Consider the following 18478-nt stretch of genomic DNA (forward strand, 5'->3'; position numbering starts at 1 on the left):
GCCCGCGGTCAGCTGGACGTGAACGGCGACACGGACGGCGCCGTGGCCGGCCGCGCCGCCTCGGGCGCGCTGACGGCCGGCGGCGGGGCGTCGAGCGGCCTCCCCGGCGCGAGCGGCCCGGGCGTCTCGGGGGGCTGGTCGGCGAGGGGCCGGTTCTGCCCGTCGACGCGGAGCACGCGCGGTGTGTGCCGCCGCGCCTCGGCCTCGTCCATGTCCGCGAACGTCGCGATGATCACGAGGTCGCCGGGCTGGTTGAGGTGCGCCGCGGCGCCGTTGATGCAGACCACGCCGGAGCCGCGCGCCCCCTCGAGCGCATAGGTCGTCAGCCGCGAGCCGCGCGTCACGTTCCAGATGTCGACCGCCTCGTAGGGCAGGATGTCCGCGGCCTCCAGGAGGTCGGCGTCGATCGTGACGCTGCCCTCGTAGTGCAGATCAGCGTGGGTCACGGTCGCGCGGTGGATCTTGCTCTTGAACATCCGTCGGTTCATGCGTGATGACCTCTGCCCCTCCCGGAGGAGCGGCGGCGCGCGCATCGATCGACGCGCGCCGAGCGTCGATCGATGCGCGCGCCGAGCGTCAATCGACGCGCGCGCGCGCGCATCGATCGCCGCCTCGCCGCCTCGCCGCCTCGCCGCGGGAGGAACGGTCTTCCTCTTAGTCCAAGTGGCGGTCAGTCAAGGAACAATCGCTGCCGGAGGAGCCGTCCCCCCGCCAGGTGGACGGCGCGCTCGTCGGGCAGCGCCTTGGCGAGGCTCGACAGCGACCCGGGCTCGCCGATCACGAAGACGACCTCCCACGCGCCCGCCGCGACGTCCTTGAAGAGCGCCTCGCGCGTGCCCGAGACGCGCGCCCCGCCGGTGCCGTCGAGGTCGATCGCCACGGGCCACGGGCGCGCCTGACCGCCCTGCACCAGGAAGGCCTTCACGTCGACCGGCGCGGGCACGCGCGCGCCGGGCGCCAGCGCGATCGTGAGCCGGGCGCCCCGGCCGACGTGGGCCACGTTGGCCGGGGCGCCCGGCTCACGATCGCCCTGCTGCGGGCCGTCCCCGAGGGCCGTCGCGATCGTGTACTCCGGGAGCGGCGCTGCGCCCGGCGCGAACGGCGCCGGCCGCAGGGCGAGCAGCGACACGAGCGTCCCCGCCGCGACCCAGCCGGCCGCGCTCATCAGCGTGCGCGCCCGATCCCGCCGCGAGGTCCGCCGCTCGATGATCAGCTCGGGGCACGGCGGGCGCTCGCGCGGCAGCCTGACGGCGAGGTCCGCTCCGTCCAGCGTCAGCGCGGCGATCGGCCCCGGCGCCGCGCTCGGGAGCGCGCCGCAGGGCGGCTCCGACGCCCCGTCCGACGCTCCGTCCGACGCTCCTGGCGGCACCGAATCGCCGCCGATCGCGCGACAGACCGGCGCGTCCGTCGTCGTGGGCGTCGAGGGCGCGCTCGTGCCGCTGAGCGAGTCGGCGTCGGCGCTCAGCTGCGGCGCTTCCGCCGCGTCGCCCGGCTCCTCCGCCTCACAGTCCCACTCGTGGGGGCCGCGGAAGCGGATCCCGGACTTGCGGTCGACCATCGGACGCGGCGGCGACGGCGGCGCGGGCGCGTCGCGGCGCGGCTCCCGGAGCTGGGCGATCAGCTGATCGGCGAGCCGGGCGCGGGTCTCGTCGTCGAGGGGCATCCGGACCTGGCGCTCCTGCCCGTCCTCGCTCGGCCGCTCCGCGGCGCCGCCCGGGGCGCCTTGCGCGTCCTCCGGGAGCGCCTCCTCGGTGAGCTTGCGCCAGCGCGGATCGCTCCCTGGATCCTGCTGCGCGATGCGCTTCAAGGCGCGCAACAGCTCGTCATCGTCCATCAGCCGCTCCCCGTGCCGAGCGACGCTGCGCAGCGCTCGCGCTGCCGACAGCGGTGCAGCGGAGAAGGTGGGACACGAGGATACAGCGGGGAAAGCAGCCGCTCGCCGAGCTCCAGGGCGGGGTTCCGTGTGCCCCGATTCGCCTCGTGGATCAGCGCGAGCGGCAGCTCAGGCATCTGATTCCCTTCCCCTGCGGCTCGAAACGAGCCAGTTTGCCAGCAACGTTATCCGGTTCTCTCGGCGCCCGTCAATGGACCCGAGGCGCGCCGCGCCGGTGTTCGTCCGCGTGCTGGTCCGCGTGCTAGCTCGCGTTCTGTGCGTCCTGGTGCGTTATGCGTGGGCTGCGCCGGCGCGGCTCGCCGTCGGTTCAAGTGTCGACTCATTGTGTTCACGGCTCACTTTTTCTCGCCGCTCACACCTTTTTTGCTCTCGCCCTTGTCGCCGCCCGGCGTTTTCGGTTCGCTCGCTTCGCTCGTCAAGACGCGGACCGTGTCGCCGGCAATCTCCAGCGCTGCTGGCTTGCCGCCGTAGTGCGAGGCCATGCCGACGTCGATGCGCCAGACCTTGTCGCCGCAGGCCGAGGTGATGCCGTTCCGCTGGACCGTGTGGCCGACGACCATGCGCTTCGCGGACATCGCGGCGAGGGCCTGGTCGAGCGCCGCGCAGGCGTTCGAGCCCGGGCTCGGGGGCGGATCGCTCGAGTAGAGGCGCGCCCACACCGGGCTGTCCTCGGCCGTGACCACGGCTGGCGGGGGGCCCTTTCCTTCCATCCACGCGCGCACCTCGCGGTTGATGCGCGCGACGCCGTAGCGCGTGTGCGACGGGAGCACGCCGCCGTGCGCGAAGACGGTGTCGCCGACCGCGATGATCACGTCGCGCGCCGCGAGCTTCTTCGCGTAGAGGCCGCCGGGCAGGAACGCGGCGGCGCGGGCGCGCGCGGGGGGCGGCACCGGCGCGAGCTGGGGCCCCGACGCGTCGAGCCCGGGCGCGTCCTCGAAGTCCTTGAACCCGCCCTCGGTGACGTAGCGGAAGTCCAGCTGGACGTTCATGACCTCGTGGTTGCCGTTCAAGGCGTACACCGCGCCGCCGGCCGCGCGCGCCTCGGCGGCGAGGCGATCGAAGAGGTCCACGATCTCCTGCTCGCCGTCGCCGCGGTCGAGCTCATCGCCCGTCTGGACGAGCACGAGCTTCCCGCCGACCCAGCGATCCGAGGCGTCGATCGCGCCCGCGATCCGGAGGACCGCGCGCGTGGCCGCGAGGTCGCCGTGCAGGTCGCCGATGGCCACCACGCGGTCGGCGGCGGGGCGGGCGTAGGAGCGGTCGGTGTCGGGCGGCGGCGCGGGCGCGGCGGCGGCGGAGCTCGGGGCCGCGGCCGAGGCGGCGGGCGCGGGCCGCGGCGCCGTCGAGGCGGGGCGGTCAGCGTCGCAGCCCGCGAGGAGCAGCGCGGCGAGCGGCGGGGCGAGCAGCGTGGAGAAGCGGGGAGCTGCTGACATCGATCGCTTTCCTCCGGAGACGATGGGCGAGGTGTACAGCGCGCGCGGCGCGTAGCCAGTCAGCCACCGCGTCGCAGCGCGCGATCAGGCCGGGAGCTTGGCCGAGAGGAAGGACTTCAGCTTGATCAGGTTCTTGGCGTCGCGGCTGAAGGTCGGGGCGGTGTAGCTCGACGCCCAGCCGGCGATCTCGTGCATGAACGACGTGCGGACCTGCTCGTCGCCGAGGATGTCGTCGACGGTGCGGCCGCGCGCGGCGCCCTTCTCCAGCGAGCGGACGTAGGTCTTGAGCCGCGCGTGGTCGGCGCCGAGCAGCTCCGCGATGAGCTCCGCGTCGCGGGCGAGCCGCGCGACGGTCGGCGCCTGGTCGCGCAGCTCCGGGCTCTCCGCCGCCGCGAACGCCGCGGCGACGCGCAGGACGAAGGCGTCGTCGAGGAAGCCGAGGTCCTCGATGCCGTCGGGGATGAGGTCGAGCGACTTGAAGAGGTAGTTGAGGCCGCCCGCGAGCGAGCGGCGCGCCGCCTCCGGGCTTTCCGGCGAGGCGAGCAGGCCGGCCAGATCGGTGGCGTCCGAGGCGAGGCTGCGGAGCCACTCGGGGAACGTATCGAGGCAGCGGTCGTCGAGATCGGTCATGGGATCCTCCCGGCGGGAGCGGGAGGGTAGTCCGACCGGCGCGGCGCCGTCCATGCCGTCGATGCAAAGGGCGGCGCGCCGGCGGGCGGCGTACCCGCGCAGCGGCGCCGGACGAGCGATGAGCGTCGCGGCGCGGTCACGGTCGATTCTTCAAATCCCGCGCGTGCCGCAAGCTCGGGGGCTTCCCGCGCAGACAACTCCAGACGGCGAGCACGCCGATGAGGCGTTCCTCCGGAACGTACGCGTAGTACACGTGGTACTGCGTCCGCGACAGCAGCACCCGCCGCACGCCGTGGTTGGCCTTGGGCCCGTAGGGCGCTCCCATTTCTGGCGCGTTCCTGAGCATGCGGAGCGCCGCGGCGAGCTCCTCCGCGAACAGGGATGGCGCCGCCTGGCGGTTCTCGCGCCACCACGCGTCCGCCGCCCGCGCGTGCTCGGCCGAGCTCCCCAGGAACCGGACCTTCACCCGCGGGCCCGCAGCTCGGAAAGGACTTCCTCCGCGTCGATGCCGCCCCCCGTTCGCAGCTCGGCGAGCCCCTCCGCCAGGGCCGCGTGGAGCTCGGCGCGCTCCTCGTCGTCCAGCTCGTCGCCCGGATCGGCCACGACCAGCTCGAGCACCGTGCCCTCCGGCAGGTCGGTGGGCTCGTTCACGACGATACGACCGTTCTGAACGCGGGCCTTCAGCGCTTGCACCGGAGAACTCTAACGCTGTCGCGGCCGCGCCGCACTCGCCGCACTTCGCGGCGCCGTCCGCGTCCCTCGCGCATCCCGCTGTGCCCGCACTGCTGGCGCCGCGCTCCCTCGCCCACCGCCCCCGCCGCTACCCGCCGGTCGCCCCGACGCGCCCCGTGACGCTCGCGCTGGCGCGCACGCTCACCTGGATCCGCACCGACGCGCTCGCCGACGCCTCGGCCGCCCCGGCGACGCACGCGAGCGCGCGCCCGCCCGCGTCGCCCACGATGCGCGGCAGCGCGGCGCCGACCTGGACCACCGTCTGCGCGTCGCCGAGGAGCCGCCGCCCGAGCGCCACCTCGGCGTGCAGCAGCGCCGGCAGGTTGGCCTGCAGCGTCGCCGCGAGCCGCGCGGCCATCTCGGCGCCCGGAGACGCGCGCACCTGCACGAGCGCCGGCGTGCAGGCCGCGTAGACGTCGGCGTGCGCGCGGCAGCTCGCCTCGCACTCCGCGTCGGCGCTCGGGGGCCGCACCATCCCCGCGCACTGCGGCGCCTGCCAGGTGCCCTCGCAGCGCGCGTGGCAGGTCGCGTCGCAGCCGCCGTCGCACTCGCCGTTGCACTGCCCGACGCAGCGCCCCTGCGCGTCGTAGGCCGAGCACTGCCCGCGGCACTGCCCGACGCAGCGCCCGTCGCACCGCCCGGCGCAGCGGCCCTGGCAGTAGCCGGAGAGCCGCGCGGGCTCGCACTGCGCCACGATCTGCCCCGGGTCGAGCTGCACGTCGCACGCGCCGCTGCAGCGCGCCCCGGCCTGGGCGTTCGCCTGGCACGCCGGCGGCGTCACCGCGACCTGCACGCCGGCGCCCTGCCGCAGGATGGCGTCGATCGCCGCCGAGACCGCCCCGCACGCGCCGCTCGCCTGGCCCCCCGCCTCGTCGCGCGGCGCCATCTGCGCGGGCGGGATCCCGAGATCCGCGCCCATCCGGCGGCAGGCGTCGGCCACCTGCGCCTCGATCGCCGCCGACACGGCGGCCATGTCCTTGGCCGCCTGCACGAACGTCCTCACCTTGGCGTTCGCCCGCGCGTCCGCGGAGAAGCTCGCGCCGAGGACGTCGCCCGGCCCGCCCAGCTCGGGGCAGACGGCCTCGCCGACGCCCTCCAGGTGACCGAGCTCCGCGCAGCTCGGGCCCGCGGCGGACGCCACGACAGCGAGGGCCGCGAGCCCCCGCGCCGACCGAGCGATTCCCCTGCGCATGGCTGCCCTTACCACGACCGCGCCGGGGGCGCGCGGGCGGTCCACGCCCGCAGGCAGGCTACAACCTCCCCGCGCCGCCCGCCGCGCGGGTATGTAGACTGACCGCCGGCCGCCAGCCGAGCACGCGCAGCGCGTTCTGCGAGAAGATCTTCTCCACGTCGGCCCGCGACATGCCCCGCTGCCGGAGCCGCGCGGCCAGGGCCGGCAGCGTCGACGCGTCGTCGAGCCCCTTCGGCGGGATGATGCCGCCGTCGAAGTCCGAGCCGATCGCGACGTGATCGACGCCGGCCACCCGGACCATGTGGTCGACCTGGGCGATCACGTCGTCGATGTCCGCCTCGCTCGCGCCGTTCACGAACGGGGCGTGGAAGTTGAGCCCCGCGACCCCGTCGCTCCGCGCGATGAGCCGCAGCTGCTCGTCGGTCAGGTTGCGCGGCCGGTTCGCCACCGCGCGCGCGTTCGAGTGGGTCGCGACGATCGGCGCGCCGTGCGCGGCCGCGATCGGGACGAGGTCCGCGAACGCGGCGTCGGAGACGTGCGAGACGTCGATGAGCGCGCCCTGCGCGTAGACGCGCTCGCAGAACCGCTTGCCGAGCTCGGTGAGCCCGAACGCCGCCGGCTCGCCGGTCGCCGACGACGAGAGCCGCGTGTTCTGCGCGTGGTTCGGGCTGATGAGCCGCACGCCGCGCGCGATGAAGCGGTCGATCTGCGCGATGTCCGCCGCGAACGCGCCGGCCCCCTCGATGGAGAGGAAGGTGCTGATCCTCCCCGGCTCGGCCCGCGCCGAGCCGAGCGGGAGGAACACCGGGTTCGCGGCGATGATCGCCTCGATGGTCGCGAGGATCGCGCTGGCGTCCTCGATCTGCGGGCCCTCGGGCCGCGCCCGGTCGGGCAGGTAAATCGGCAGCACGATGCCGAGGTAGTTGCCCGCGACGAGCGTCTCCCTGCGGGCGTGGCCGTCGTCGAGGCGCCTGTCGCGCCCCTTGAAGTGGACCTGCCAGGGCACGTCGACGTGCAGATCGACGACGTACACGGGCGGCTCGCGCGGGGGGCCGCCGGGTGCTTCCCCGCGCGAGCCCCGCGGCGCGCCGAGGGCGCCGGCGGCGCACGTGACCGCCAGCAGCGCGCGGACGCGGCCCGCGGCGCTCACCCGCTCACCAGCACGCCGAGCGCGAAGCCGACGCCGAGGCACACGAGGCCGATCACCCCCACGAGCCACCACGCCGCGCCCTCCGAGGCCGCGGCCTCGGCGGGGAGGGGGACCTCCACGACCCGCACGTCGTACTGGCCGCCCGTCAGCGTCGGCACGCCCGTGGGCCGCTGCGCGCTGATGTACGTCGGTCCGGCGGGCACGGGCGGCACGAGCGGCACGGGCGGCGCGGGGGGCACGGGGGATAGGGGCGGCACGGCGGCGAAGGCCGCCGTCGGCGCGATCGACGGGGTCGTCTGCGTGGGCGGCGTGGTGGCGCGCGGCGGGGGCACGGTCGGGGGCCTCGGCCCGACCGGCATGCTCTGCGCCGCGCTGTGCGCCGGCTGCGCGCTGTGCGCCGGCTGCGCGCTGTGCGCCGGCTGCAGCGCGTGCGGGTACAGCGGGGGCTGCGGGGGCGGCAGCGAGGGCAGCTGGTGCGGCGGCGAGTGCGACGCCTGGGGCTCGGCCCACGCGCCGGGCGCCGCGACGCCGGTGCGGTGCGCGATCGCGCTCAGCGTCTGCGCCATCTCCTCGGCGGTCTGGAAGCGCCCGCCCACGTCCTTGGAGAGGGCGCGCTGGAAGAAGAGGCTCCACGCGGCGAGGTGCGGCGCGACCTGCTCGATCGGGCGCACCTCCTTCGCGAGCACCGCCGTGAGCCGCGCGAACTCGTTCTCGGCGGGGAACGGCTGCGTCGCCGTGAGCATCTCGTAGAAGATCACGCCGACGCTCCAGAGGTCGGTGCGCGCGTCGACGCCCTGCGCGTTCTTGATCTGCTCGGGGCTCATGTAGCCGGGCGTCCCGAGGAGCGTGCCCGCGCGGGTCTTCAGGCCCATGCCGCCCGCCGCGTCCATCACCTTCGCGATGCCGAAGTCGAGCACCTTGACGCGGAAGCCGCCGCGGGGGTCGCGCACGAGGAACAGGTTCTCCGGCTTCAGATCGCGGTGGATCACCTTGTGGCCGTGCGCCGCCATGAGCGCCTGGAGCACCTCGTGGATGATCGGCACGGCCTGCTGCGGCGGGATGGGGTTGCCCGAGTCGATGTACGCGGAGAGCGGGACGCCCTGGAGGAGCTCCATCACGAGGTACGGCGTGCCGTCCTCGGCGCGGGACGCCTCGAAGACCGAGGCGATGTTCTGGTGCACGAACCCCTTGGTCGCCTCCGCCTCGGCGAAGAAGCGCTGGAGGACCTGCTCGTCCTGCGTGAACTCCGGGTGCAGCACCTTGATCGCGCGCTTGCCCTCGCCGCGCAGGCCGTCGGCCTCGTAGACCGCGCCCATGCCCCCCTCGCCGAGCAGGCGCACGATCCGGAAGCGCCCGCTCAGCACGGCGCCCACGAGCTGATGGGAGGGGCTCGAGGGGTCGACCACGCGCGGACTCTACCAAAGCTTCGCCGCGCCCCGCTCGCCGAAACCTCGGCCCTCGCGCGGGAAGGCTGCCTGCCCTGCTGACTGCTGACGTGCGCGCGCGCCCACGTCGGCAGGGCAGGCAGCAGGCAGCTTGCCTACCCGCGCGCGCCCCTGACGTCGGCTCGCGTCAGGTCGCGTCAGGTCGCGTCAGGGCGCGGCGTTCGCGACGGCCGAGCGCGCCGCAGGGCTCGCGGGCAGCGGCGTGCGCAGGGCCTCGCCCGGCTGAGCGCCGGCGTAGAGGAGCTCGTAGACGGCGAGGCTCGTCATCACGCGCTTCGTGTAGAGCCGCGTCTCCTCGTACGGGATGCGCTCGACCCACAGGTCGAAGCTCTGCGAGGGGCGCTCGGCGATCCACCGCTTCGGCGCGCCGCCGCCCGCGTTGTAGGCGGGGATCGCGAGCAGGGGGTTGTCCGAGAACTGGCCGCGCAGCACCGAGAGGTAGCGGCAGCCGAGCGCGACGTTGATCTCGGGGCGCCTCAGCGCCTCGGCGCTCCACGGCAGCCCGAGCGGCTTGGCCATGCGCTTCGCGGTCGGCACGATGAGCTGCATCAGCCCGAACGCCTGCGCGGGCGAGGCCACCTTCGGGTCGAAGGCCGACTCCTCGCGCATGATCGCGTAGGCGAGCGCCTCGGGGATCCCGCTCCGCTTCGTCTCCGCGGCGACGAGGCCCCCGAACGGGCGCGGGTAGGCGAGCTCCCAGGCGCCGCGCCAGCGCCCGACCGGGTAGTGGTCGAGCCACTCGACGTTCCCCGCGAGCTCGACGCGGCCGTCAGCCGGCGCGGCCATCGCCGTGCGCAGGATGCTGTACGACTGCGGCAGGGCGCCGGCGCGCGCGAGCAGGAACGCCGAGGCCCACATCACCTCGCGCGGGGCCGTGCGGCTGCCGACGCCGAGCAGGTCGAGCTCGCGCCGCGCGAGCCTCGCCTCGCCCTGGCGCGCGAGCTCCACCGCGCGCGCGAAGGCGGGGTGCGCGAAGGCGGGGCTCCGCAGCTCGGCGTACGGCGCGCTCGCGTCGCGATCCATGGCCGCGGAGAGGGCGCGCTGGGCGGCCGATGGATCGAGCTCGGCGAGCCGGGCGTGGGCGAGCGCCATGTAGAACGACAGCGGGTAGTCGCGGATCACCTGCTCGAGCAGCGCCTTGCCCTTGTCGGGCGAGCCGGTCTCGATGTGGGCGCGGCCGAGGTAGTAGGGGAGCCTGCCGGCGGCGTGGTACGCGCGCTCGTGGGGGAACCGCGCGAGCGCGCGCTCGAGCGGCCTGACCGCGCCCGCCCAGCTGTCGCGCTCCATCTCGAAGAGCGCGAGCTCGAACAGGCCGTCGGCGACCATGTCGCCCGACGGGTAGTCGTCGGGCATGGCGGTGAGCAGCTGCACGAACTGCGCCTGGTCCCCGAGCGAGAGCAGCGCCCGCGCCCCGAGGTAGCGCGCGTCGTCCGCGAGCCGGTGGTCCGGGTATTCCTTCTCGAGCAGCGCGAAGCGCGCGGCCGCCTCGGCGTGCCGGTCGGCGCGGAGCGACGCGCGGCCGGCGTTGTAGAGCGTCTCGGGCCGCCGCGGGGCGGGCGCGCCCGCCCCGGCGGCGACGGCGCTCGTCGCGGTCGCGGGGGGCGCGGCGCTCGCAGCGGCCGGCGCGGCGCTCGCAGCGGCAGCGGCCGGCGCGGCGCTCGCAGCGGCAGCGGCCGGCGCGGCGCTCGCAGCGGCAGCGGCCGGCGCGGCCGGCCCGCAGCGCTCGATCGCCGTGCCGAGGACGTCGGCGGCCTCCGCGCGCCGCCGCAGGCGCCCCAGCGCCTCGCCGCGCGCGGCGAACGCGTCGCAGGCGAACGCCGAGGGCGCCTGCGCCTCGGGCAGGGCGACCAGCGCGTCGGTGACGGCGAGCGCCTCCTTGTCCTGGCGCGAGGCGAGCAGGGCGCGCGCGCGGGCGAGCAGGTCCGCCGGGCCCGGGTCGAGGAACGGCTTGCGCCGCGCGAACGGCAGCGTCGAGAGGGCCTGGTCCTGGATCTCCTTCGCCTCCCCCGCGCCGGCGCCGCCCTGCGCCTCGTCGAGCACGCGCCGGGCGATCCGGATCGCCTCCTCGGCGTGGTCCTCGCCGGGGTGGCGGAGCAGCGCGCGGGCGAAGCGGAGCGCCTCGGGCACCCACGTCGACGACGGCCAGCTGCGGGCCAGGTACACCCGCCAGCGCGCGGCCGCGCCCTCGATGTCGCCCTTGTCGGCGAGCGCGCCCGCGACGATGCGATCGAGCTCGTCGGCGATCGCGACGTCCGACGCGACGGCGCGCGCGCGCTCCAGCGCCGCGTCGGGCTGCCCCGCCCTGGCGAGGAGGTCGGCCGCCGCGAACCGAGCGTGATCGGCGAGCGGACCGCCTGCCGCCGCGGCCGCGTCGTACTCCTTCGCGGCGCCGACGGGGTCGCCCGCGAGCGCGCGCAGCCGCGCGAGCTGGTAGCGGAACGCCGCCGCGTCCGCGGGCGAGAGGGGCGCGGCGATCGCCTGGGCCATCGCGGCGGCCGCGCTCGCGTAGGCCTCCTGCTCGACGAGCTTCTGCACCGCCGCGAGCCGCGGGTCGCCCAGCACGAGGGTGAGGCGCTCGGGATCGAACACCGGGGCCTCGCCCGGCGCGCCCGAGACGACCGGCTCCGGCGGCGCCGCGGGCAGGGGCGTCTGTTGCGGCGCGGGCGGCGGGCACCGTGGAGGGCAGGTCGTCGCGCCGCGCTCCGCGGGGGGCGTGCCGGCGCAGGAGGCGCCGAGCGCGGCGGTCAGCGCGAGCGCGGCGGCCAGCGCGAGCGCGGCGGCCCCGGAGCGGGCATCCAGCCTGGGCATGCCCGCACCATACTCCGGATCGCGCGGCCGCACAGCGCCCGGGAGCCCGCGGCGCTCAGGGCGAGGCGGCGACCACCGTGGCGGCGGCCGCGGCGAAGCGCAGCAGATCGTCCGAGCGGGCCACGAGCTCGAGGTTGAACGTGGTGTCCACCGTGAGCTCCCCCGAGGCCCCGACCTCCAGGGCGGCGGTGGACGCGCCGGCCGGGATCTCGAGCGGCGCGACGACCAGCCCCTCCGGCGGCGCGTTGACGATCACCTCGATCGGCGCGTCGAAGCCGTTGAACCGGCGGATCGAGAGCTCGACCGACGTCGTCGCTTCATACGGGATGTCGACGGTGGCGGGGACGATGAACAGCGCGAAGTCGGGCGCCGCGTCCGTGCCCCCGCCGCCCGCGCTCCCTTCCTCTCCGCCGTGCCCCCCGGCGCCGCTCGCCGTGGTGCTCCCGTGCCCCGCCTGCCCGCCGTGCCCCCCGGCGCTGCTCGCCGTGGCGCTCCCGTGCCCCGCCTGTCCGCCGGCGCCCTCGCCCTCAGGTGGGTCGCCGGAGCACCCGATGGCTGAGAGGGTAACCGCCAGCGCCACAACAAAGCTGAAGCTCTGCTGTAAACGCATCCAGTCTTGCCTCGTGCTGAAGAGGGTTGCGTTGCGACCGAGGTGTGGTGTCCCCGGGCGCAACCCGGTCACGCTATCGCTGCTCTGGCGCTGGCCGCAAGCGGCAGCGCGGCTGCGGGCGGGGAGCGATCGCGGCGCGCCGCCTCACGAGACGGCGCGCGCCGGCGAGCGGATGTGGCGTGTGGGGGAGGGGGCGTGTGGGGGAGGGGGCGTGGTGGCGACTACTGCGCGTCGCAGGCGAGGTAGACGCGGATGGCCTCGACGGTCTCGTCGCCGAGCGGCGTGCCGGGGGGCATCGTGCCATCCTCCACCCGCTCGTAAATTTCCTCGGCCTCGGCGCTGACGGACGCGGCGTCGTCGACGTTGACCGATTCGGGCGCGCCGCCGCGCGAGGGGCCCACCTTGTCCGTGGCATGACAGACGCTGCAGTTGTCACGGAGCGCGGCGAAGCCCGCCATCACCTGGGCATCGGCGTTGTCCGGGCACGCGCCGAGCGCCCCCCCGTTGTTGTTGTTTTCGCCGCCGGGCTCATCCGAGCCGCCGCAGCCCTGGAGAGCGCCAATGGCAAAGGGAGCAAGGCAGAACAAGAGGATCGTACGAACGCGCATTCAAGCACCTCAACAGCGTGTTAGGGAAGCGTGGCGAGCCGGGGGTCGAGCCTCCGGCCATGCAGGCCGGCCTGGCGCCGCGCGCGGATGGTGCCTGGCGCCGCGCACCGGGTCAACAAAGACGGAGCGGCGTGAATTGCAGGGAGCCCCGGTCGTCCGGAGAGGCAATCTTGTACAAGTGTACGGCACCCAGGGTCGTCCCAGGCGGCAACCTTGTACAAGTTGGACGCGACCTAGGGTCGATCGAGGCGGCAACCTTGTACAAACGGACGGCACCCGGGGTCGTCCGGGGCGGCAACCTTGTACAAATTCGAGGCGCCGTAGCTCTTTCCAGGCGGCAACCTTGTACGAGAGGCGGCACCGCCAGCTCCGTGAGAACGGGGCGGCTGTTGCGGCACGTCCGGAACCGGCGTGTCGAGCTCGATCTCGGGGAGCGCCTCTTCAACCGGGGAAAACGCCGTGAAGTGACGTTGATTGTGGCAAATTCAGGCCGATGCCGGAAGGCGGCCCTCTGCTCTTGCACCAGGTTGAGGCATCCCGCCCGGGCGCCACGGCGCGCCAAAGCCGAGGTCGATCCGGGCGGCCTCGAGCGTCGCATCGGGGAGCTTCCCGCGTGGAGGTATCGCGTCCTCCGAGAGCCGCGCGATGCGCTTGGCTCTCCGCCGTGAGCCGCTCCCCGGCGCGAGATCGTCGAGCGCCGCGAGCAGCGCGGGGACAACGCCGCGACCGGGACCGTTGAGGGATCGTGCGATCTGGAGGCGTCGGAGCGGCGTGGACCGGCCGGCCAAGGCCGTGCTATTGGGGAGGAGATGGCAAAGAAGGCCCTCCTCCTTGGTGCCCTCCTCTTCGTTGCGCCTCTGGATAGCGGCGCCGACGTCGCACCCGACGAGGCCGCCGCCCAGCACGTTCAGAAGGGAGCAGGCGACGAGGAAGACGTCGTCTACTACTACACTGACGACGAGGAAGACCTCATCTACACCGACTACTCCGACGTCGACAGCTCCGTTGCCGATTTCAGGCAGTGGTACGAGGAGGAATTCGGCGTGAAACTGCCCCCGCTCCGCCCTCGAAGGCCAGCCGTGAGACCTTCTAGCAACGCGGGGCCTCCGTGAGCCACCCGGTCTCCAGTCTGGACAGTATCCGAGGGGCGATGCCGCGGGGCTCCGGACACGTGCTCTACTCTCGATCCTCTCGCTGATCGAAGCCATCCGCCGGGAAGTCACCGCCGGATGCCGCGCCGACCGTGACGATAACCCCCGCACCCGACGATTCGCCTGGCACCTGGCCACGATCTTCGAGGCAAACCGGCGACGCCTTCAGCTTCAGGTCGCGGCAATTCGCGGGCATGGTGCCGCCCCACTGATCCAACCACCTACGGTTGCACGGGCCCCCGTTGCCCGTCCAAGGTGCTTTGAAGGGCTTGACGCTCCGCGTGCGATCGTCGCAGGTCACGGTGCCGGTGCACCATGCCGCCTCCCGCGTCTCATTCTCGCCCGTGACCGCGTTGGTCACGGTCATATACTCGTAGCTGGCGCATGTGTCAGCCTTGGTGCAAGCGATGAAGGGGGCAATCACCAAGAGCCAAATGAACAGCGTCATCATCTTGTGTTGCCTTTCTCTCGCGAGTCGTCACCACCCAGACGGACTCTCGACAAGCGGTAGGCCCCGGAGAGGGAGTTCGTAGGGCGGCGCGGGGGACGAACCGCTGTTTGAGCCCGAACGACGTTCTCTCTCTGACGTGCGCAGCGCGCCGGAGAGAACGTCCCAGGCGAGTTCGGTGGGCCCCCACGCCGGCCCACCGACTCCCTCTCCTAGGGCTGGGCTGCCGGAACTAGCTCGCCCGCCGCCGCTCCAGGTGGCTCTTCAGCGCCTTGAGATCCCCGTGAACGGCCTTCTTGAAGCTGCCGATGAACAGCCGCCCGAGCGTCTCCATGAACCAGCCCATCCCCGCGATCTCGCCATCCATCTTGAGCAGCGTGCCGTCGCCCGCGGGCTCGAAGACATAGCGAAACCGGTACTCCCCCCGTCCCGTGGTGCCCTTCTGCCCGTCGATGAAGAGATCCAGGCTCTTGCCCGGCTCCGCCGCCGTGACCTCGAACTGCTCGGTCGATTCCTTGCCGAACATCTTGCGGGTCTCGCGCCACATCGCGCCCTTGCCGACGACGCCGTCCGTGAGCTTCTCCGCCCGCACGAAGTTGGGCATCCAGTCGCCGAACGCGTCGATGTCCGTCGCGAGCCGGAAGACCTCCTCGGGGGACGCATCGATTTGCTCTTCAATGGTGAACCGGAGCGGCATCTCGTTGTTCTCCTCGATTGGCGCGCGCGACGGGCCATCGTGCCGGAACCGCTCCTTCGCCGTCAACGAGCGCGTCGGGCGCGCGCCGCAGCCTCGACGCCGGCGCGGCGCCGTGCGTCCGGCGCGGGCGCGGCGCCGTGCGTCCGGCGCGGGCGCGGCGCCGTGCGCGCGGGCGCCCGCGCGTGAGCTTGACCGCTCAGCCCTTCTTGCCCGGCGGCAGCAGCAGGCCGCGCTCGCCGGTCGCGCCCTGCATCGGGCGGTGCAGCACGATCTTCCGCCCCGCCTCGCGCCCGTGCGCGTGCGCCGGCGTCCGCTGGTTGCCCGCGTGCCGCAGGTGCTGCACGTGCGGGTGGCGCGACCGGTAGTAGCTGTCGAGGTCGGCGTCCCTCACCCAGACGAGCCCCTGCTCCACGGACACCTTCCGCTCCGCGTTCAGCTTCTCGAGGAACCCGATCATCACGCCGGCCAGGTAGGTCCGCCGGTCCTTGTTGCCCTTCACGCCGTGGGACCGCTTGTGCTCGCGCCAGAGCTGCTCGGCCGTGTGGTGCAGGAACGCGTGTACGTAGGCGGCCATCTCCAGGTTCGCCGGCGTCCCGACGATCTCGAGGACGCTGCCCCGCTTGCCCTCGAGCGGCGAGTACACAGGCACCCAGATCGCCTCGACGAAGAAGTGCTTGCCGAGGATGCCCCCGACGATCCGCTCGCTCTCGCCCACGCGCCCGCTCGGCTCGCCGAGGTGGCGGAAGCCGTACTGCCGCGCGGCGCGCGCCTTCGCGACGTCGAGGTTGTACTTCAGCATCAGCCGCTGCGCGGCGCTCATCGCCGCCTGCGCCTCGTGCGCGTTCGGGCTGTCCGCGAGCGCGAGCAGCCGCGCGATCCGGTCGAGGATCCGGGCGTCCACGCCGTCCGCGCCCGCGTCGCCGCGCGCCGCCCCGCCCGGGTCCGCCGGCGAGGCCCCCGCCGCCGGCATCCCGGCCGCCGTCGCGTCGATGCCGAGCCGCGCGCACACCTCGCGGAACGCCGGGCCGTGCGCCGCCTCGTCCGTCACGCCCAGCACCTCGTGCACGTACTGGTGCGCCATCTCGTGCTTGAGCACCTCGATCACGACGCCCCACGGCTGCGTCATGACGAGCGGCCGCGAGATCTCGATCGCGCGCGCCTCGGAGATCCACCGCCCGAGCCGGCTCGCGGCGTCGGACAGCTCGATGGACGCCGAGCGCAGCTTCCGCCGGAAATGCGTGTAGTTGAGGGTCTGGTAGGCCCCCATGAGCTCGCGCACGAGCGCCGCCTCCAGCTCGGCGCTGAGCCGCGCCGCCGTCTCGCGCGGCGGCTCGGGCGCCGGCGCGCCGGGGGACGGCGGCGGCGCGGCGGCCGCGGTGGAGGAGGAGGGATCGACCGGCGGCGCGGCGGCCTCGGGGGCCTGCTGGGCGCCGCGCAACCCGTTCAGGATGAGCTGCTCCGCCATTTCGGACGCCTCTCATGGCACGCCCCGGGCGGCTGTCGAAGGGTTTTCTCGACCGGGCGCGCCGCTCCAGCCGGACGGACCCTTCATCGAGCCGCCACCGACCCGCCGCAGAAACGTTCCCGATACGCCATGTCCTCGCTAGAATCGCGCGCCCCACGTGTTCCGTTCCAAGGCGTCGAATGAACCCCACGCGACGGAGGCCGACGCCTCCAGCCGCTCCTCGCGCGGTCTGAGCCGCGATCTGGGCGCCGAGCGCGCCGTCCACGTCGGCACGCGCGCGCGGCTGCGCGCCGTCGCCCGCGCCCGGCGCCGCTACGGTCGCCTGCTCCTCGCGCTCCCCCTGCTCCTCGTCGTGATCGTGGACGTCCGCATCCGCGGGGATCGCCTGCTCGACCTGAGCGGCAAGCACGTGGCGAGCTACCTCGGCGCCATGGCCGAGAGCGCCGCGCTCTGGGGGCTCCTGCTCTTCGCGGCCTCGGCGCGGCGGGGCGCGGCCCGCTGGGTCGCGGCGCTGCTCTTCGTGCTGCTCGCGACGCTGTCGCTCGGCGGCCAGCTCTACTTCCACCGCCAGTACGCGACGTACCTCAACCTCGACGCCACGCTCTTCGGGACCTCGCTCTCGGCGAGCCTCTTCGGCCAGCTCCGGGCCGACGGGGAGAACTTCCTCCGCTCGGTCCTGCCGCCGCTCCTGCTGGCGATCGCGCTCGTATGGCTCGGCCGGCGGGTCGTGCGGCCCGGCCGCACGGCGTGGGCCCGCGCCGCGCGCCTCGCCGCGCCCGCGGTCGTGGTGGCCGCGTTCGTGCTGCCGTGCTCCTACCGCACGGTGCAGGCCTCCACGCCCGACGTCATCTACTTCCACGCGATCGGCGGCCTCATCAAGGAGCTCGTCGGCGTCCAGACCACCGCGCAGGTGCGCCCGGGGCTCCGCACGCCGCCCGCGCTGCCGCCGGTGGCCCCGGCGCCCGGCCCGCGGCGCAACGTGCTCTTCATCCTGACCGAGAGCGTGCGCGCCGACGCCGCGTGCTCCGCGCGCGCGCCCGCCGACGCGGACGGCGCGCCCGGCGCGTGCCCGGGCACGCCGCGCATCGACGCGGCGGCGCCCGATCGGCTGCCGCTCACGCAGATGCGCTCCAACGCCTCGACCACGGCGATCGGGCTCTCGGTGCTCTGGTCCGGCCTCCAGCCGATCGCGACGCGCGAGGAGCTCCACACGGCGCCGCTCGTCTTCGACTACGCGGACGCGGCCGGCTTCGACAGCGCCTACTGGACGAGCCACCACATGATGTTCGCGAACTCGCGCCTCTACGTGCAGGACCTGCCGGTCTCGCACCAGTGCGGCGCGACGGAGCTCGATCCGCTCGCCGACATCGATCTCGGGGCCGACGACCGGCTGCTCTCCGCGCACGTGCGGTCCGAGCTGCCCTCGCTGCGCGAGCCGTTCCTCGCGGTCGCCCACTTCGGCAACACCCACGTCCCGTACCTGGTCGACCCGGCGGAGGCGCCGTTCCAGCCCGCCCTCGAGAGCAAGGCGCCGGACGACAACGACGCGTACCACAACTTCTACAGGAACGCGGTCTACCGGCAGGACGCGGCGATCGCGGAGCTCATCCGCTTCGTCCGGAGCTCTCCGGTCGGCGAGCGCACGGTCATCGTCTTCACGTCGGACCACGGCGAAGCGTTCCGGGAGCACGGCCAGCTCGGCCACACGGGCTCGATCCTCGAGGAGGAGATCCGGGTGCCCGGCTGGGTCGACGCGCCGCCGGGCACGCTGACGGCCGCGGAGGAGGGCGCGCTGCGCGCGGCCCGGGACGAGCCCGTCTTCCACACCGACGTGGCGCCGACGCTGCTCGACCTGATGGGCCTCTGGGATGAGCCGGCGCTCGCGGGCTACCGGGCGGCGATGGTCGGGCACAGCCTGCTCCGGCCGTCGCCGGGGCCGGCGGCGCTGGCGCTCACGAACTGCACCGGGATCTGGGGCTGCGCGTTCAAGAACTGGGGGATGATGCGCGGCAACATGAAGCTCGAATCCCGCGCCTGGGACACCGCCTGGCACTGCTACGACGTGCTCGCCGACCCCCGCGAGCAGCGCGACCTCGGGCCCGCCGCCTGCGGCGACCTGCCCCGGCTCGCGGACGCGATCTACGGCGGCCCCGCCGGCAGCGTCGATGTCCCGGTCCACCTCCGCGACCTCGCGGCCAGGCCCCGCCGCGACTGA

Annotated in this window: 17 protein-coding genes; 2 read left to right on the forward strand and 15 right to left on the reverse strand. The window is 74.3% G+C overall.

All coding sequences use genetic code 11. The features are described 5' to 3' along the window. Positions 1 to 8: 8 nt before the first annotated feature. The 12 genes from panD to WME85_RS07565 all read right to left on the reverse strand — a co-directional run bounded on the left by panD (position 9) and on the right by WME85_RS07565 (position 12502). A complete protein-coding gene (panD, locus tag WME85_RS07510; protein WP_437836534.1) occupies positions 9 to 488 on the reverse strand; it encodes an aspartate 1-decarboxylase in 480 nt (159 codons plus the stop codon). A 182-nt stretch (positions 489 to 670) separates the two neighbouring features. Beyond that, positions 671 to 1834, reverse strand: coding sequence for a hypothetical protein (locus WME85_RS07515; RefSeq protein ID WP_437836536.1), 1164 nt, complete (start codon positions 1832 to 1834; stop codon positions 671 to 673). A gap of 395 nt (positions 1835 to 2229) precedes the next feature. Then, on the reverse strand, positions 2230 to 3327 hold the full coding sequence (locus WME85_RS07520; RefSeq protein WP_437836537.1) for a metallophosphoesterase: 1098 nt from the start codon (positions 3325 to 3327) through the stop codon (positions 2230 to 2232). 84 nt (positions 3328 to 3411) lie between these two features. Next, positions 3412 to 3957 carry a YkvA family protein gene (locus tag WME85_RS07525; RefSeq protein ID WP_437757358.1) on the reverse strand — a complete coding sequence of 182 codons (546 nt, stop codon included), beginning with the start codon at positions 3955 to 3957 and terminating at the stop codon, positions 3412 to 3414. A 136-nt stretch (positions 3958 to 4093) separates the two neighbouring features. Continuing rightward, complete coding sequence (locus tag WME85_RS07530) at positions 4094 to 4423, reverse strand: type II toxin-antitoxin system RelE/ParE family toxin (protein ID WP_437836539.1); 330 nt, start codon at positions 4421 to 4423, stop codon at positions 4094 to 4096. Continuing rightward, positions 4420 to 4650 (reverse strand): hypothetical protein, encoded by a 231-nt coding sequence (locus WME85_RS07535; protein ID WP_437836541.1) that lies wholly within the window; start codon positions 4648 to 4650, stop codon positions 4420 to 4422. Before WME85_RS07535 ends, WME85_RS07530 begins: the two co-directional genes overlap by 4 nt. A gap of 127 nt (positions 4651 to 4777) precedes the next feature. Continuing rightward, complete coding sequence (locus tag WME85_RS07540) at positions 4778 to 5881, reverse strand: hypothetical protein (RefSeq protein WP_437836543.1); 1104 nt, start codon at positions 5879 to 5881, stop codon at positions 4778 to 4780. A 58-nt stretch (positions 5882 to 5939) separates the two neighbouring features. Continuing rightward, on the reverse strand, positions 5940 to 7031 hold the full coding sequence (locus WME85_RS07545; protein WP_437836545.1) for a dipeptidase: 1092 nt from the start codon (positions 7029 to 7031) through the stop codon (positions 5940 to 5942). Beyond that, positions 7028 to 8437, reverse strand: coding sequence for a serine/threonine-protein kinase (locus WME85_RS07550; protein WP_437836547.1), 1410 nt, complete (start codon positions 8435 to 8437; stop codon positions 7028 to 7030). The genes WME85_RS07545 and WME85_RS07550 overlap by 4 nt, the downstream gene beginning before the upstream one ends. A 186-nt stretch (positions 8438 to 8623) precedes the next feature. Further along, positions 8624 to 11284, reverse strand: a complete 2661-nt coding sequence (locus tag WME85_RS07555; RefSeq protein WP_437836548.1) for a transglycosylase SLT domain-containing protein — start codon at positions 11282 to 11284, stop codon at positions 8624 to 8626. Positions 11285 to 11339: 55 nt separating this feature from the next. Continuing rightward, positions 11340 to 11894: a hypothetical protein gene (locus WME85_RS07560; RefSeq protein WP_437836551.1), complete on the reverse strand. Its 555-nt coding sequence runs from the start codon at positions 11892 to 11894 to the stop codon at positions 11340 to 11342. Positions 11895 to 12115: 221 nt separating this feature from the next. Then, entirely contained in the window at positions 12116 to 12502 is a 387-nt protein-coding gene (locus WME85_RS07565) for a c-type cytochrome (protein WP_437836552.1), read from the reverse strand. Between the two features lie 809 nt (positions 12503 to 13311). Here WME85_RS07565 and WME85_RS07570 point away from each other — a divergent pair. Then, positions 13312 to 13614: a hypothetical protein gene (locus WME85_RS07570; RefSeq protein ID WP_437836554.1), complete on the forward strand. Its 303-nt coding sequence runs from the start codon at positions 13312 to 13314 to the stop codon at positions 13612 to 13614. Positions 13615 to 13678: 64 nt separating this feature from the next. On the opposite strand, the gene WME85_RS07575 is transcribed toward WME85_RS07570, so the two are convergent. The 3 genes from WME85_RS07575 to WME85_RS07585 form a co-directional block, all read right to left on the reverse strand. Then, complete coding sequence (locus WME85_RS07575) at positions 13679 to 14104, reverse strand: hypothetical protein (RefSeq protein WP_437836556.1); 426 nt, start codon at positions 14102 to 14104, stop codon at positions 13679 to 13681. Between the two features lie 229 nt (positions 14105 to 14333). Next, positions 14334 to 14864 (reverse strand): SRPBCC family protein, encoded by a 531-nt coding sequence (locus WME85_RS07580; protein ID WP_437836558.1) that lies wholly within the window; start codon positions 14862 to 14864, stop codon positions 14334 to 14336. A gap of 130 nt (positions 14865 to 14994) precedes the next feature. Then, on the reverse strand, positions 14995 to 16263 hold the full coding sequence (locus tag WME85_RS07585; protein ID WP_437836560.1) for a SprT-like domain-containing protein: 1269 nt from the start codon (positions 16261 to 16263) through the stop codon (positions 14995 to 14997). 157 nt (positions 16264 to 16420) lie between these two features. Here WME85_RS07585 and WME85_RS07590 point away from each other — a divergent pair, with 157 nt between their 5' ends. Then, the gene (locus WME85_RS07590; RefSeq protein WP_437836562.1) at positions 16421 to 18478 is read left to right on the forward strand and encodes a sulfatase-like hydrolase/transferase; all 2058 of its coding nucleotides are present in this window, start codon (positions 16421 to 16423) and stop codon (positions 18476 to 18478) included.

Origin of the sequence: Sorangium sp. So ce1153 (assembly GCF_051521595.1) — a bacterium.
GTDB lineage: Bacteria > Myxococcota_A > Polyangia > Polyangiales > Polyangiaceae > Sorangium.

Coding starts and splice junctions, on each gene's coding strand:
- WME85_RS07515 (WP_437836536.1), bottom strand. CDS start 1,834: ATGGACGATGACGAGCTGTTGCGCGCCTTGAAGCGCATCGCGCAGCAG.
- WME85_RS07560 (WP_437836551.1), bottom strand. CDS start 11,894: ATGCGTTTACAGCAGAGCTTCAGCTTTGTTGTGGCGCTGGCGGTTACC.
- panD (WP_437836534.1), bottom strand. CDS start 488: ATGAACCGACGGATGTTCAAGAGCAAGATCCACCGCGCGACCGTGACC.
- WME85_RS07575 (WP_437836556.1), bottom strand. CDS start 14,104: ATGATGACGCTGTTCATTTGGCTCTTGGTGATTGCCCCCTTCATCGCT.
- WME85_RS07525 (WP_437757358.1), bottom strand. CDS start 3,957: ATGACCGATCTCGACGACCGCTGCCTCGATACGTTCCCCGAGTGGCTC.
- WME85_RS07565 (WP_437836552.1), bottom strand. CDS start 12,502: ATGCGCGTTCGTACGATCCTCTTGTTCTGCCTTGCTCCCTTTGCCATT.
- WME85_RS07570 (WP_437836554.1), top strand. CDS start 13,312: ATGGCAAAGAAGGCCCTCCTCCTTGGTGCCCTCCTCTTCGTTGCGCCT.
- WME85_RS07585 (WP_437836560.1), bottom strand. CDS start 16,263: ATGGCGGAGCAGCTCATCCTGAACGGGTTGCGCGGCGCCCAGCAGGCC.
- WME85_RS07520 (WP_437836537.1), bottom strand. CDS start 3,327: ATGTCAGCAGCTCCCCGCTTCTCCACGCTGCTCGCCCCGCCGCTCGCC.
- WME85_RS07555 (WP_437836548.1), bottom strand. CDS start 11,284: ATGCCCAGGCTGGATGCCCGCTCCGGGGCCGCCGCGCTCGCGCTGGCC.
- WME85_RS07540 (WP_437836543.1), bottom strand. CDS start 5,881: ATGCGCAGGGGAATCGCTCGGTCGGCGCGGGGGCTCGCGGCCCTCGCT.